This window comes from Tenacibaculum litoreum (genome assembly GCF_964513915.1).
Taxonomy (GTDB): Bacteria; Bacteroidota; Bacteroidia; order Flavobacteriales; family Flavobacteriaceae; genus Polaribacter; species Polaribacter litoreum.
The window spans coordinates 934,938-948,636 of sequence record NZ_CAZEQS010000003.1 but is presented as its reverse complement, the minus strand read 5'-3'; the positions used below and the strand labels follow the sequence as shown (position 1 = coordinate 948,636).

11 protein-coding genes are annotated in these 13,699 nt (G+C 31.2%); 6 read left to right on the top strand and 5 right to left on the bottom strand.

Annotated elements, in window-relative coordinates:
* Positions 1-57 precede the first annotated feature (57 nt).
* Positions 58-1,950 (top strand): SulP family inorganic anion transporter, encoded by a 1,893-nt coding sequence (locus tag ACKTTR_RS10350; protein WP_408027767.1) that lies wholly within the window; start codon positions 58-60, stop codon positions 1,948-1,950.
* An 82-nt stretch (positions 1,951-2,032) separates the two neighbouring features.
* Here ACKTTR_RS10350 and ACKTTR_RS10345 read toward each other — a convergent pair whose 3' ends face one another.
* Positions 2,033-2,974, bottom strand: a complete 942-nt coding sequence (locus tag ACKTTR_RS10345) for a hydrogen peroxide-inducible genes activator (protein WP_408027766.1) — start codon at positions 2,972-2,974, stop codon at positions 2,033-2,035.
* Positions 2,975-3,090: 116 nt separating this feature from the next.
* Between ACKTTR_RS10345 and ACKTTR_RS10340 the strand changes: the two genes are divergently transcribed.
* Both ACKTTR_RS10340 and ACKTTR_RS10335 read left to right on the top strand, forming a co-directional pair.
* Positions 3,091-3,561 (top strand): Dps family protein, encoded by a 471-nt coding sequence (locus tag ACKTTR_RS10340; RefSeq protein ID WP_099213733.1) that lies wholly within the window; start codon positions 3,091-3,093, stop codon positions 3,559-3,561.
* Between the two features lie 114 nt (positions 3,562-3,675).
* Positions 3,676-5,064: a serine hydrolase domain-containing protein gene (locus ACKTTR_RS10335; RefSeq protein ID WP_408027765.1), complete on the top strand. Its 1,389-nt coding sequence runs from the start codon at positions 3,676-3,678 to the stop codon at positions 5,062-5,064.
* A 28-nt stretch (positions 5,065-5,092) separates the two neighbouring features.
* On the opposite strand, the gene ACKTTR_RS10330 is transcribed toward ACKTTR_RS10335, so the two are convergent.
* Complete coding sequence (locus ACKTTR_RS10330; protein WP_408027764.1) at positions 5,093-5,872, bottom strand: sulfite exporter TauE/SafE family protein; 780 nt, start codon at positions 5,870-5,872, stop codon at positions 5,093-5,095.
* Between the two features lie 46 nt (positions 5,873-5,918).
* Positions 5,919-6,839, bottom strand: coding sequence for an AraC family transcriptional regulator (locus ACKTTR_RS10325; RefSeq protein WP_408027763.1), 921 nt, complete (start codon positions 6,837-6,839; stop codon positions 5,919-5,921).
* Positions 6,840-7,040: 201 nt separating this feature from the next.
* On the opposite strand from ACKTTR_RS10325, the gene ACKTTR_RS10320 reads away from it, so the two are divergent.
* From ACKTTR_RS10320 to acs, 3 genes are all read left to right on the top strand, one after another.
* Positions 7,041-8,540: an aldehyde dehydrogenase family protein gene (locus ACKTTR_RS10320; RefSeq protein ID WP_408027762.1), complete on the top strand. Its 1,500-nt coding sequence runs from the start codon at positions 7,041-7,043 to the stop codon at positions 8,538-8,540.
* Positions 8,541-8,596: 56 nt separating this feature from the next.
* The gene (locus ACKTTR_RS10315; protein ID WP_408027761.1) at positions 8,597-8,938 is read left to right on the top strand and encodes a DUF779 domain-containing protein; all 342 of its coding nucleotides are present in this window, start codon (positions 8,597-8,599) and stop codon (positions 8,936-8,938) included.
* 92 nt (positions 8,939-9,030) lie between these two features.
* Positions 9,031-10,938, top strand: coding sequence for an acetate--CoA ligase (acs, locus tag ACKTTR_RS10310; protein ID WP_408027760.1), 1,908 nt, complete (start codon positions 9,031-9,033; stop codon positions 10,936-10,938).
* An 18-nt stretch (positions 10,939-10,956) separates the two neighbouring features.
* Here acs and ACKTTR_RS10305 read toward each other — a convergent pair whose 3' ends face one another.
* Positions 10,957-11,640: a response regulator gene (locus ACKTTR_RS10305; protein ID WP_408027759.1), complete on the bottom strand. Its 684-nt coding sequence runs from the start codon at positions 11,638-11,640 to the stop codon at positions 10,957-10,959.
* Positions 11,621-13,654 (bottom strand): tetratricopeptide repeat-containing sensor histidine kinase, encoded by a 2,034-nt coding sequence (locus tag ACKTTR_RS10300; RefSeq protein ID WP_408027758.1) that lies wholly within the window; start codon positions 13,652-13,654, stop codon positions 11,621-11,623. Before ACKTTR_RS10300 ends, ACKTTR_RS10305 begins: the two co-directional genes overlap by 20 nt.
* Positions 13,655-13,699 lie beyond the last annotated feature (45 nt).

The window sequence follows — 13,699 nt, the reverse complement described above, 5'->3', positions numbered from 1 at the left end:
TTGGTCTATAAAATTATCTTTACATTTGCGCACTTTTACAAAAGACTCTTAGAAATTATGATGAAATACATTAAAAGTAAGAAGATTAACATAAAAGACGATTCGTTAGCTGGTATTACGGTATCGTTAGCAATGATACCAGAAGTAGTAGCCTTTGCTTTCGTAGCCCAAATAAGCCCTATTGTAGCATTGTTTGGAGCTTTCGTGGTAGGAATTGTTTCCGCAATTTTTGGAGGAAGACCAGGGTTAATCTCTGGAGCAGCTGGTGCGGTGGCTGTAATTTTTGTAAACATGATACAAGAAGGACATGCAAAAGGGCTGTTGTTTGATACACCTGTAGAAAATATGGGGTACTTCTATTTATTGGCAGCTGTGGTTCTAATGGGGGTTATTCAAATATTAGCAGGAGTATTTAAGCTAGGGAAATTAGTTCGATTAATTCCACACCCAGTAATGATGGGATTCGTAAATGGTTTAGCGGTAGTTATTTTTATAGCTCAATTAGGAATGTTCAAAGAAAACAAGAAGGATATTTTTGGGCAAAACATGCGTAAAACTGAATCGAAAGAGTTGGTGTACAAAGTTGCAGATAACCAGGTGCAAGACTTAGCATCAAATGCAGCATTGTTTTCAATAAAAGGAAATTCAATTATTAATAATCAAACAAACCAAGAAGTTTTTGTAAAATCAGATACACAAGTTTTTGATGCAAAAACAAAAAAAGTTGTTTATAATATTGAAAACGACGGATTTTATTCAGTAAAAGATAGTGGAGTAGTAAAATCTACTTTACAAGGAACAAAGCTATATACTATGGTTGGATTAGTATTGTTAACTATGCTAATTATATGGTTACTTCCAAAATTAACAACAAAAGTACCAGCAGCATTAACAGCTATTTTAATTGTAACGTTTGTATCTATTTTTGGAGGATTAGAGTCTATAAATGTTGGAGATTTTATTAGAGATGGTGGAGGAGCTGGTTTAAATGGTTTTGATGAGATTTCTAAAAAAATGAATTTAGCAGAGCTTTGGAGTAATTTACCATTCAACTTAGATACTTTAAAATTTATAGCGCCTTATGCCTTTTTAGCAGCTTCGGTTGGGTTGATTGAAACGTTAATGACTATGAATTTAGTAGATGAATTAACTGACTCTCGAGGAGATGGAAATAAAGAATGTGTAGCTCAAGGTGCAGGAAATATGTTAAGCGGATTGTTTGGAGGAACAGGTGGTTGTGGTATGATTGGTCAAACCGTAATTAATATTAATGCAGGTGGTAGAGGGCGCTTATCAGGAGTTATGATGGCTGTTACTTTATTAATTTTTATCCTTTTTGCTGATAAATATATAGAGCAAGTGCCTATCGCAGCTTTAGTAGGAGTAATGTTTATGATGGTTATTGACACTTTCGCATGGTCTAGTTTTAGAATTATGAATAAAATTCCAAAATCGGATGCAATTGTATTAATTATAGTATCTGCGGTAACTGTAATTTTTGATTTAGCAATTGCTGTATTTGTTGGAGTTATTATTTCAGCATTAGTTTTTGCATGGGAAAATGCTAAAAAAATTAGAGCTAGAAAACGATTTAAAGAAGATGGAACCAAGATTTACGAAATTTGGGGACCTTTATTCTTCGGAAGTATTACTGCTTTTAACGAAAAATTTGATATTAAAAATGATCCAACTAATGTGGAGATTGATTTTGTAGAATCTCGTATTTCAGATCATTCAGCTATTGAAGCTATTTTTATATTAGTTGAAAAATATCAAAAGGCAGGGAAAAAGGTAACCTTAAAACATTTAAGTGAAGATTGTAAGGTATTGTTATATAAAGCAAGTCCAATTTTTGCAGATGTTATTGAAGAGGCGGTAGATGATCCTCGCTATCATTTAGCTGCAAATCCAGAAGATTTTCCAAAGTCTTTATCGGAGTACCGATTTTAAATCGCAGAGAGATAGCCAAATATTTAGATTAGGTTTGATAGAAAATAAAAAATCCCGCTAATTGCGGGATTTTTGTTGTTCTTTATTTTTTCTGAAGAGGACTTATAATTTCCACATCGCTAAAAGCAATAGCACCTCTAATCACACTATCAATAGTACTTTTTAGAGCTTCTATCAATTGCATTTTTAACTGAGACTTGTGATAAATCAAGCTAACTTCACGTGCAGGTGTTGGAGTTTCAAACTCTCTTAAATGAGTTTTATCTCGTTCATTTAAATCCAAAGTGTTTAAATAAGGAAGTAATGTCATTCCTAAACCATCTTTAGATAGCTTAATTAATGTATCAAAACTCCCACTTTCTAATTGAAAGTGATGTGTAGAACTTCTTTTATTAGTTCTACAAAGATTAATTACACTGTCTTTAAAACAATGCCCGTCTTCTAATAATAAAATATCATCAACCTCTAAATCATCAACTTTTAATTTCTTTTGTTTAAACAAACGATGCTCGCTAGGAACTAAACCAACAAAAGGTTCATAATATAAAACACGCTCTTTTATAGCTTCATTTTCTAATGGAGTAGCGGCAATGGCAGCATCAATATAACCATCCATTAATTTTCTAACAATTTCCTCTGTAGTTAATTCCTCAATAACTAATTGAACTTTAGGATAGTTTTTACTAAACGTTTTTAAAAACATAGGAAGTAGCGTAGGCATAATTGTAGGGATTATTCCTAGCCTAAACTCACCACCTACATAACCTTTTTGTTGATGTACAATATCAATAATACGGTTACTCTCATCAACTATAACTTTGGCTTGTTCTACAATACGTCTACCAACTTCAGTTAATTCAATAGGTTTTTTAGAGCGGTTAAAAATTTTAGCATCTAATTCTTCTTCTAATTTCTGAATTTGCATACTCAACGTTGGTTGTGTAACAAAGCAATGTTCTGCCGCTATGGTGAAGTTTTTATATTCAGCAACAGCTAGTGTATATTTTAATTGTGTTATAGTCATTTCAATAATAATTTTCGATAAAGATATTAAAACAATCGATTACCTTTATGGTAAAACTGTTAAAACTTGCCTTAAATTTGTAGTAGAAAAAGTAAAAAACTTAAAATCAAAACAATATGTCAACTACAATTTTAGGATTAGATAAACAAAAAACTGAAAACTTGGTAAATGAGTTAAATACATTGTTAGCAAATTTTCAAGTGTATTATCAAAATGCAAGAGGATTACACTGGAATATAAAAGGGAAAAACTTTTTTGAGTTGCATATGAAATTTGAAGAATTTTATACGGATGCACAAGAAAAAGTAGATTTAATAGCAGAGCGTATTTTAACATTACAAGGAACACCTTTACATACTTTTGAAGATTACACCAGTGTGTCAAGAGTACCAGTAGGAAAAAATATTTCAAATGATGTTGAAGCAGTAAAATTAATTATAGATTCTCTTTCAGAACTATTAAAAATTGAGCGTACGATTCTTGATTTATCTGATAAAGCAGAAGATGAAGGAACAAACTCAATGATGAGTGATTTTATTGCAGAACAAGAAAAAACATTGTGGATGATGAATGCTTGGTTAGGCTAAGAATAGTTATCTATGTTTTGGGGATGAAAGAGCAACGTATTTACGTTGCTTTTTTTTGTTTTTGGTAAAACCATGTAACCTATTTACTCTTATGTCGTCCTAAATGTAATAATCATGAAAATAAACCGAATGAAAATCCGAATTCAAATTAAAAAAGTACTGTTCTTCTCTTTATGTTTTTTATTAACAAGTATAGTTTCTGCTCAAAATTTAGAGTCAAAAATTGATGAAATTTTAAAAGCTCAATTTAAAGATAATGAAAGTGGAGTTGTTACTTTGGTTGCTAAAAAAGGAAATGTTATTTATAGAAAAGCTTATGGAAAGGCTAATTTAGAATTAGATGTAAACATGAAGCCAGAAAATGTTTTCGAAGTTGGTTCAATTACCAAACAGTTTACAGCAGTTTCAATACTAATGTTGCTAGAAGAAGGAAAGCTAAGTTTAGAAGACGATATAACTAAGTTTATACCTAATTATCCAACCAAAGGAAAACAAATTACCGTTCATCACTTATTAACTCATACATCAGGAATTAAAAGTTACACTTCAATGCAAAAATTCGGTGAAGTAACAACTAAAGATGTAGAACCTTTAAAATTTATCGATTTCTTTAAAAATGAACCTATGGATTTTGAACCAGGAGATAAATATAAATACAATAATTCTGGGTATTTTATTTTAGGATATATTATAGAAAAGGTAAGCGGAATGAGCTATCCAAAATTTGTAGAAGAACGAATTTTTAAGAAACTGAACATGAATTCTTCTTATTATGGAAGTCATACAAAACTGATTAAAAACCGAGCCATAGGATATCGAAAGAGAAATGGAGAATATTCGAATGCTCAATACATAAGTATGTCATTACCGTATGCGGCAGGGTCAATTATGTCGAATGTAGATGATATGTTACAATGGCAAAGAGCAATTCGTAATAATATGCTAGTAAAAAAAGAAACAATTGACAAAGCTTTTACCAATTACACATTAAACAATGGTAAGAAAATAAATTATGGATATGGGTGGCATCTAAATGAAATAAATGGAGTATCAACTATTGAACATGGTGGAGGAATACCTGGGTATAAATCTATGGGAGTATTTGTGCCGAGTGAAGATGTGTATGTAATTGTATTTTCTAATTGTGGATGTAAGTCACCAACAAGTACAGCTATAAAAATAGCAGGTTTGGCTATTAATAAACCTTTTTCTACAGGTAATAATGCCGTTTCTTTATCAAAAGAAGAGTTGCAAAAATGGGTAGGTGCTTATAAATTTGAAGATGGAGGAATTCGTTTAATTACGATGGAAAATAACCAACTGTATAGTCAAAGAGAAGGAAGTTCAAGTAAATTTAAAATTTACCCAACATCACCAAATAATTTTTCTTTTGAAGACGGATTTTACACGTATAAGTTTTCAGAAAAAAAAGGAAAGAAAACAGTAATTTTTCAAAACAGAATAAAAAAAGAAAAGGGTATGCTTACAGCTAACCAAAGCTAAAGAGTAATGAAAGGAATTTAAAAGTAAATTAAAACAAGTATTTAATTAAAATACGAACACTCACAAAGGCAATCAAAATAGCGGTTGCCTTTTTTAGTTGAGTAGGAGTGAAGAATTGATTACTCATTCTGCTACCAATTTGTCCGCCAATAAAAACAGTAATTAATAAAATAGAAGTAAGTTTCCAGTCGATAGAAAACTCAGGGTTTGTATATTGACCTATCAATCCAGATATAGAATTAACCAAAATAAAAAAGCTTGCTGTAGCAGCTATTTTTTTAGGAGTATCCCAATTGGTTAAATGAAGTAACGGAGCTAAGAAAATACCGCCACCAATTCCAACCATTCCAGAAACAAAACCAATAATTCCGCCATAACCTGCATTTTTTGCTAGGTTTAAATCGGTAGTTTTATTGTTGTTGGTAACTACTTTGTTAGAAATCCACATGGTAATAGCAGCAAAAAGTAGTGTAAAACCTAAAAGAATAAAGAAAAAGGTTTGACTTATTCGTAAGTACCCACCCAAAAAAGCCATAGGAATACTAAATAAAGTAAGCGGAATAACCTTTTTCCAACTATATTGTTTTTGTTGCATATAAAGTAAAACATTACCTGTAACAACCATTACATTACAAAGTAAAGCAGTAGCTCTTATTTGTGTAAAAAGTAAGCCGGTAAGTGCTAAAACAGCCAAGTAACTAGAACCTCCTCCAAAACCAACTGAAGAGTATAGAACAGCTACAATAAAAAAAAGTAAGATTATGTACCAATTAGTACTTAAAACATCTAGAAAAAGAGATATCACCATATAAAACAAATGTAACTATAAAATTTTTTTGAAAAAAGTTGATGATTTATTCTTTTATAAAAGACTTTTTAAATTGCTGAGGAGTAATCATTTCCATTTTTTTAAACTGCCTGTTAAAGTAGCTAATATTGTTAAAGCCTGATTTGTAGGCTATTTCAGAGATTCGTAGGTTTTTAGATTGCTTTATAAGTTTTTTAGAAAATTTAATCTTTTCAGAATTTATATAATCAATAGGAGAAATTCCCAAGGTGTTTTTAAACTTTTTATGAAAATGAGATGTACTCATACAAGCCTTCTTAGCTAACAATTCTACAGTGATATCTTTATTAGTAAGATTGTTTTTAATAAACTTAATAACCATGCCAATACGGGTGTCTGTAAGTGTGCCAGAAGGATCATTTAAAATAAAAGCTTTAGCCTTCGTTTGTAATAATCTAACAATCAATTCTTGTATCATAAGATCAAGAAGAATGTCTTTAGATTTGTTTTGATCGGTAAATGTATGTACTAAACGTCCAACTAAATGATTAATATCCGTATTATGAACAAGGTGAGAAGAAGTTTCGTTTAGTTTCCAATTATTATTTTCGCGCTCTATGGCTACATTTTGATTAAACTTTTCTACTATCTCGTCAATTTTATCAGAGTCAATACCTAAAGCTAAACATTGGGTAGGGTTATTTTTTTCAGCCAAGGGGAAATCTATAATCATTTCTTTGTTAGTTGGCATTACCACAGATTCACCAGGGAAAAAATCAAAAGGCTCCATACCTTCTAAATGCATTACTTTTTTTCCAGTGAGCATACTTGCAATCACAGGAAAATCAAAAGTCAAAGAGACTTGTTCAGCACTTTTATGAGTCTCAAAAATATTTAACTCAGCATATTCAGCATTATACGTAGTTCTGTTCTCTATTAAAGTAGTAAGCTTTCTACTTTCTTTATGTCGACTTAATAAATGGTTCATAATCAATAGTACAAAAATCTATTTATCCTTTTTTTGAGATAATAGATATGTGTTACAATTTAATAAATACGTTCAATATATTGACTATATGATATTTTAATTTTACAAAAATTACGAAATATTCATTTTTAACACGTGTTGATTATAGAAGTGTTATTTCGGGATGGTTAATTTAAGTAAAGAACAAAAATACAAAGTTTTATGAGTTACACGAAACCAAAATTTAAAGACACTTATGCAAATTTTATCAATGGAAAGTTTGTGTCTCCATTAGGTGGAGAATATTTTGAAAACAAATCTCCAGTTGATAATAGCATCATAGCAAAATATCCGAGATCACAAAAAGAAGATGTAGAGTTAGCTCTAGATGCAGCAAATGCAGCAAAGGAAAGTTGGGGCAACACATCAGCTGCAGAACGAGCTTCATTGCTAAATAAAGTAGCAGATATAATTGAAGCAAATTTAGAAGAGTTTGCATTAGTAGAAACATGCGATAATGGAAAGCCAATACGAGAAACATTAAATGCTGATGTCCCTTTGGCAGTAGATCATTGGCGCTATTTTGCTGCTGCTATTAGAGCAGAAGAAGGAAGTGCAACAGAGCTTGATCAAAATACCTTATCAATGAATATTAAAGAGCCTTTAGGGGTTGTGGGGCAAATTATTCCTTGGAACTTTCCTCTTTTAATGTTGTCGTGGAAGTTGCCACCAGCATTGGCTACAGGTAACTGTGTAATATTAAAACCAGCAGAACAAACACCGTCATCAGCAACATTGTTAATGGAAAAAATAGCCGATGTTTTTCCTCCAGGAGTTATTAATGTAGTTCATGGTTTTGGTCCTGAAGCAGGAAAGCCATTAGCATCGAGTCCAAGAATTGATAAAGTAGCATTTACAGGAGAAACTACTACAGGACAGTTAATAATGCAGTATGCTTCTAAAAACTTAAATCCAGTAACGATGGAGCTAGGAGGGAAGTCTCCAAATATTTTCTTTAATAGCGTAATGGATGAAGATGATGCATTTTTAGATAAAGCAATTGAGGGAGCGGTGTTATTTGCTTTTAATCAGGGAGAAGTATGTACTTGTCCTTCGCGTATTTTAGTACAAGAAGATATTTATGATAAGTTTATGGAGCGAGTGGTGGCAAGAACAGAAGCAATTGTACAAAAGAGTCCGTATGATGTAAATACGATGGTAGGTGCGCAAGCATCAAACGATCAATATGAAAAAATTCAAGCGTATATTAAAATAGGAAAAGAAGAAGGAGCGAAAGTGCTATGTGGAGGAGAAGCTAATAAACTAGAAGGAGATTTAGCAAATGGATTTTATATTAAACCAACTATTTTAGAAGGACACAATAAGATGCGTGTATTTCAAGAAGAAATTTTTGGGCCTGTTGTGTGTGTTACAAAGTTTAAAGACGAAGCTGAAGCGTTAGAAATAGCAAATGATACGATGTACGGATTAGGAGCAGGAGTGTGGACACGAGATGCGCATCAATTGTATCAAATTCCAAGAGCTATTAAAGCAGGAAGAGTTTGGGTAAATTGTTACCATGCTTATCCAGCGCATGCACCATTTGGAGGATATAAAAAATCAGGATTTGGTAGAGAAACCCACTTAATGATGATGGATCACTATCGTCAAACTAAGAACATGTTGATATCGTATGATAAAAACAAGTTAGGGTTCTTTTAGTTGTTTGAAAATACTGAGCTTTTAAAGCTCAGTATTTTATAATTAAAAAATGTAATATGCAAAGAGTAGCAATAACAGATTCAGCAAAAGAAATAGTTGAGAAACTAAAAAAGCAACATGGCGAATTAATTTTTCATCAAAGTGGAGGGTGTTGTGATGGATCATCACCAATGATTTTTCCTAAAGATGAAATGTATTTAGATGAAAGTGATATTTTGTTAGGTGTGTTAGGTGAAGTCCCCTTTTATATGAATAAAGATCAATATGAATACTGGAAGCATACGCACTTAACAATTGATGTAACTGAAGGAAGAGGAGCAAGTTTTTCATTAGAAATTCCTTTAGGAGTTCGTTTCATTATACATTCACGTTTATTGCAACAGGAAGATGAAGGTTAGCATATGTTTTAAGAAGAAGAATTAATAAGTTGATAAACAATTAAAAATGATTTATTTTAGTAGCTTAAGCTAAAATAAAAAGGAGTATAAGAATGAGTAACTACCACGTAAAAACATTAGAAGAATATTTTCAAGTATATAGAAAGTCCGTTAGAAATCCAGAATTATTTTGGGAAGAAATAGCAGAAGAACACTTTGTTTGGAGGAAAAAATGGGATACCGTTTTAGACTATAATTTTGAGAAAACTGAGTTCAAATGGTTTGAAGGAGCAAAGCTAAATATTACAGAAAACTGTATCGATCGTCATTTGCATATTAGAGGAGACAAAACAGCTATTTTATTTGAGCCTAACAACCCAAAAGAAGAAGCTCAACATATCTCTTACAAAGAACTACATAAACGTGTTTGTAAGTTCGCTAATGTGTTAAAAGATCACGGAATTAAGAGAGGAGACAGAGTTTGTATTTACTTACCAATGATTCCAGAATTAGCTATTTCGGTTTTAGCTTGCGCACGAATTGGAGCAGTACACTCGGTTGTTTTTGCAGGATTTTCATCAACAGCATTAGCTACGAGAATTAATGATTGCGAAGCAAAAATGGTAATTACTTCAGATGGTTCTTATAGAGGAGCAAAAACTATTGATTTAAAGAGTATTGTAGATGAAGCATTAGAAGACTGTCCTACCATAGAAAATGTATTGGTTGCTAAAAGAATTAATTCAGATATTCAATTAAAAGAAGGACGAGATAAGTGGTTAGAACCTTTATTAGAAGAAGCTTATCAAGATTGTGTTCCAGAGATTATGGACGCTGAAGATCCACTATTTATATTATATACTTCTGGTTCAACAGGAAGTCCAAAAGGAATGTTACATACCACAGCTGGTTACATGGTGTATACAGCATATACGTTTAAAAATGTATTTAATTATAAAGAAAATGATGTGTATTGGTGTACCGCAGATATTGGTTGGATTACAGGGCATAGTTATATCGTGTATGGTCCGTTAGCAAACGGAGCAACAACTGTAATGTTTGAAGGAGTTCCTAGCTATCCAGATTTTGGTCGTTTTTGGGAAATTGTAGAAAAGCACAACATAAATCAATTTTATACAGCGCCCACAGCAATTAGAGCATTAGCAAAAGAGAACTTAGAATTTGTTGATAGCCATAATCTTTCATCAGTAAAAGTGTTAGGAACGGTAGGAGAACCTATAAATGAAGAAGCATGGCACTGGTATAACGATAATGTTGGAAAAAAGAAAAGTCCAATTGTAGATACTTGGTGGCAAACGGAAACTGGCGGAATTATGATTTCACCATTACCATACATTACTCCAACAAAACCAACTTATGCAACGTTGCCTTTACCAGGGATTCAAATAGCATTGATGGATGAAAACGGAAAAGAAGTAAAAGGAAATCAGGTTGACGGAAGATTGTGTATAAAGTATCCATGGCCATCTATGGCAAGAACTATATGGGGAAATCATCAGCGTTATAAAGAAACGTATTTCTCTGCATTCGATGATATGTATTTTACGGGTGATGGGGCACTTCGTGATGAGGTAGGTTATTATCGAATTACAGGTAGGGTAGATGATGTAATTATTGTTTCAGGACATAACTTAGGAACCGCACCTATTGAAGATGCTATAAATGAACATCCAGCAGTGGCTGAAAGTGCTATAGTTGGTTTTCCACACGAGGTAAAAGGAAATGCCTTATATGGTTATGTGATTTTAAAAGAAACAGGAGAGGTAAGAAATCAAGATAACTTACGTAAAGAGATAAATCAAATTATTACGGAGCATATCGGTCCGATAGCGAAGCTAGATAAAATCCAGTTTACAGAAGGATTGCCTAAAACACGTTCAGGAAAAATTATGCGTCGTATTCTTCGAAAAATTGCACATAATGAATTAGATAATTTGGGAGATGTTTCTACACTCTTAAATCCTGAAGTAGTACAAAGTATAATTGATAACAGATTGTAAAATAGTGAAAAGGGATTCTTATAAGAATCCTTTTTCTTTTGCTATTAAAATCAAATCGCGATCATCAGAGTTGTCAACGTCAAAAATTTTAGCCATTTGTCGTTTTCTTTTTTGAACGGCAGCTAATGACAATGGAAGAATATTAGGTAATTTATTCACACGATTACCAATAGATAATTCATATAAGATTTTTCTATCTAAATCATCTAAAAAATATTCATTGGATACTTGATTCCTCAGCATTTTCATTACAGTTTTACTGTAATATGGAGGGTCGCTAAGAACTTCTTTAATAGCATGTACTAATTCTACAGGAGTGATGTCGTTTTTAACTAAAAAACCATCAGGATTTACATTTTTTAAAATGCTGTGTACTCGGTAATTATCGTTAAAAGTAGTAGAAATGATAATTTTAGATTCAGGTAGTTTTTCATTTATAATCAAACCTAAATCTTCACCAGATAAAATGCCTTTTTCTTCCATAGGGGGAAGGCTAATATCTAAAAAGATAATTTCAATTGGTCGATTAGAAGAGGAATATGTCTCTATAATTTCATCGGCAGCACCACAATTATTTGCTATTTGTACCTGAAAAGAAATGTTTTCACCTTGACTTTCAATATAAGTAAAAGCGCTTTTATAAGCTTCTGATATTAAGGGGTGATCGTCAATTATTAAAGCGTTATACTTTTTGTTTTCCATTTGTTGTATTAAAAGGGGTTATAATGACAAGCGTAGTTCCTTGGTTTTCTTTAGAAATAAATTCTAAATTACCACCTAGTTTTTTTACTCTTGCTGTAATATTTTTTATGCCAATTCCCTTTTTCTTTTTCTCGGTATTAAAACCAATTCCGTCATCTTTTAACGAAATAATAAGCTCTTTTTTATTAAATGAGACGTCTAAGATAACATTTTTTGCCTTTGCATGCTTTATAATGTTTTGTAAAGCTTCTTGTATTATACGATAAACATTAGCTTTTGTAACCTCACTAATTTCACTCCAAGGAATAGTTTTATCAAAATCAAATTGATAGCTAAAGTTACCAATGGCACTCCTGTCTTTTAAAAGCTGTGTTAAAATTGTTGTAAAGTTAATATTAGCGCTATCAAAATTATCGCTTAATCTGTGAGAAACATCTCTAATTTCCTTTTCTATCTCTTGTAGTTCGTTTAAAAAAGCTTGGTGTTTTTCTTGAGTTTCAGGTTTCATTTGCATTGCTAAAAAACCAAGGTTTACTCGAGTACCGAAAAGTTTTCCTAAAACACCATCGTGTAGTTCAGCTGAAATACGGTTACGTTCGTTAACACGTTCTTCTTCTAACTTAGCCTGTTGTTGTAGTGTTAATACATACACTTCTTCATTAGCTTTTTGTTGTTCCGCTTCTAGTTTTAATTTTTCATTTCTTACTTTTTGTACACGTAAAAAATATAATAAACTAAGAACTAATAGACCTGCAAAACTAGTTACAATAATCCATACACGTTGTTGACTTAAACGCTCGGTTTCTTCAATATATTCATCTGTTTCAAACTCAATACGCGTAAACTTGTTTTGCACTCTACGTTCTGCGCTAATTAAACTGTCATTAAACACAATGTATCTATCTAAATATTTTTTAGAATTTTGTTTGTCTAAGTTGGCAAGTTGTTGCAAGGAAGCTAAATAATCCCGACCATTTTTTAATTTATGAGCAAGTAAATATGCTTTTTTAGCATATTTCAGGGCTTTTAAAGTATCTTTTATCTGTTTGTAATAGTTTGATATATATATGTATGAAGCTAAAATTGCGGTTTTATTTCCTAAACTATCTCTAATGGTTAATGCTTTGTGTAAATCTTTTTTTACATTTGAAGTATCGTTAAGTAGTAGTTTTGTATGAGCTTTATTACTTATAATTGTAGCAAAGTGTATAGGTTTTACCTTTTTTTTTAAATCTTTATTATAAGCCTCAATGGCAAGTTTATAATTTCCTTTTTCCCTGTAAACGTTACCTATGTTGTTATAGGTTATTAGATAGATGTCATTTTTATTACTAACTTTTGAGAAGTATTCAAGAGATTTATCGTAGTAAAATAAAGCCTTATCGTATTCTTTAATATCTCTTTGTAATTGAGCTAAGTGATTGTAGGAATAATATAACCATTTATAGCTTTTAGTTTTTTTGAATATTTTAATTGCTTTAAATATTAATATTTCGCTACTAATGTAGTCTCTATACCTACCTTTAATAAACGACATTGAATATAATATTCTTGCCATTTCATATTCTTTATTTAATAACTTGAAGTTGTTAAATGCTTTATTGTAAAACGTATATGATTTTTCATATACTTGTTCATTGTTATAATAGTCAGCATAACTCCAATTAGTATCAGCAATAGTAAACGTATCTTTGGTTTTTAAGGCATGTTCAAAAGCCTTTTTGTTTAGTTTTAAAAATTTTGTAGTATCATTTAAATTGTAAAATTCATAAGCTATAACACTTAATGTTTTGCAATAATTTTTATTTTTAATAGATAAGTTTTTATAAGCTTTAACTAAGAGTTTCTTTCTTTCTAAAATAGAAATATCACTTTTTTTTGAGAAGTTAATCCATTCTTTTATACTATCATTATTAGTATGTTTTTTTTTTATGTTTGATGTAAAAGAGGTTAGGTTTAAAAATAAACTAAAGAGAATAAAAAATAATACTACTGTTTTGATAAAATTATACAATTCTAAGGTTTTAAAGACAAAACTAATAAAAAAAGTCTTTAACTT

Excerpts from the sequence above, each read along its gene's own strand:
- ACKTTR_RS10305 (WP_408027759.1), bottom strand. The coding sequence starts at position 11,640 with ATGGAAAACAAAAAGTATAACGCTTTAATAATTGACGATCACCCCTTA.
- acs (WP_408027760.1), top strand. The coding sequence starts at position 9,031 with ATGAGTAACTACCACGTAAAAACATTAGAAGAATATTTTCAAGTATAT.
- ACKTTR_RS10315 (WP_408027761.1), top strand. The coding sequence starts at position 8,597 with ATGCAAAGAGTAGCAATAACAGATTCAGCAAAAGAAATAGTTGAGAAA.
- ACKTTR_RS10330 (WP_408027764.1), bottom strand. The coding sequence starts at position 5,872 with ATGGTGATATCTCTTTTTCTAGATGTTTTAAGTACTAATTGGTACATA.
- ACKTTR_RS10320 (WP_408027762.1), top strand. The coding sequence starts at position 7,041 with ATGAGTTACACGAAACCAAAATTTAAAGACACTTATGCAAATTTTATC.
- ACKTTR_RS10335 (WP_408027765.1), top strand. The coding sequence starts at position 3,676 with ATGAAAATAAACCGAATGAAAATCCGAATTCAAATTAAAAAAGTACTG.
- ACKTTR_RS10325 (WP_408027763.1), bottom strand. The coding sequence starts at position 6,839 with ATGAACCATTTATTAAGTCGACATAAAGAAAGTAGAAAGCTTACTACT.
- ACKTTR_RS10340 (WP_099213733.1), top strand. The coding sequence starts at position 3,091 with ATGTCAACTACAATTTTAGGATTAGATAAACAAAAAACTGAAAACTTG.
- ACKTTR_RS10350 (WP_408027767.1), top strand. The coding sequence starts at position 58 with ATGATGAAATACATTAAAAGTAAGAAGATTAACATAAAAGACGATTCG.
- ACKTTR_RS10345 (WP_408027766.1), bottom strand. The coding sequence starts at position 2,974 with ATGACTATAACACAATTAAAATATACACTAGCTGTTGCTGAATATAAA.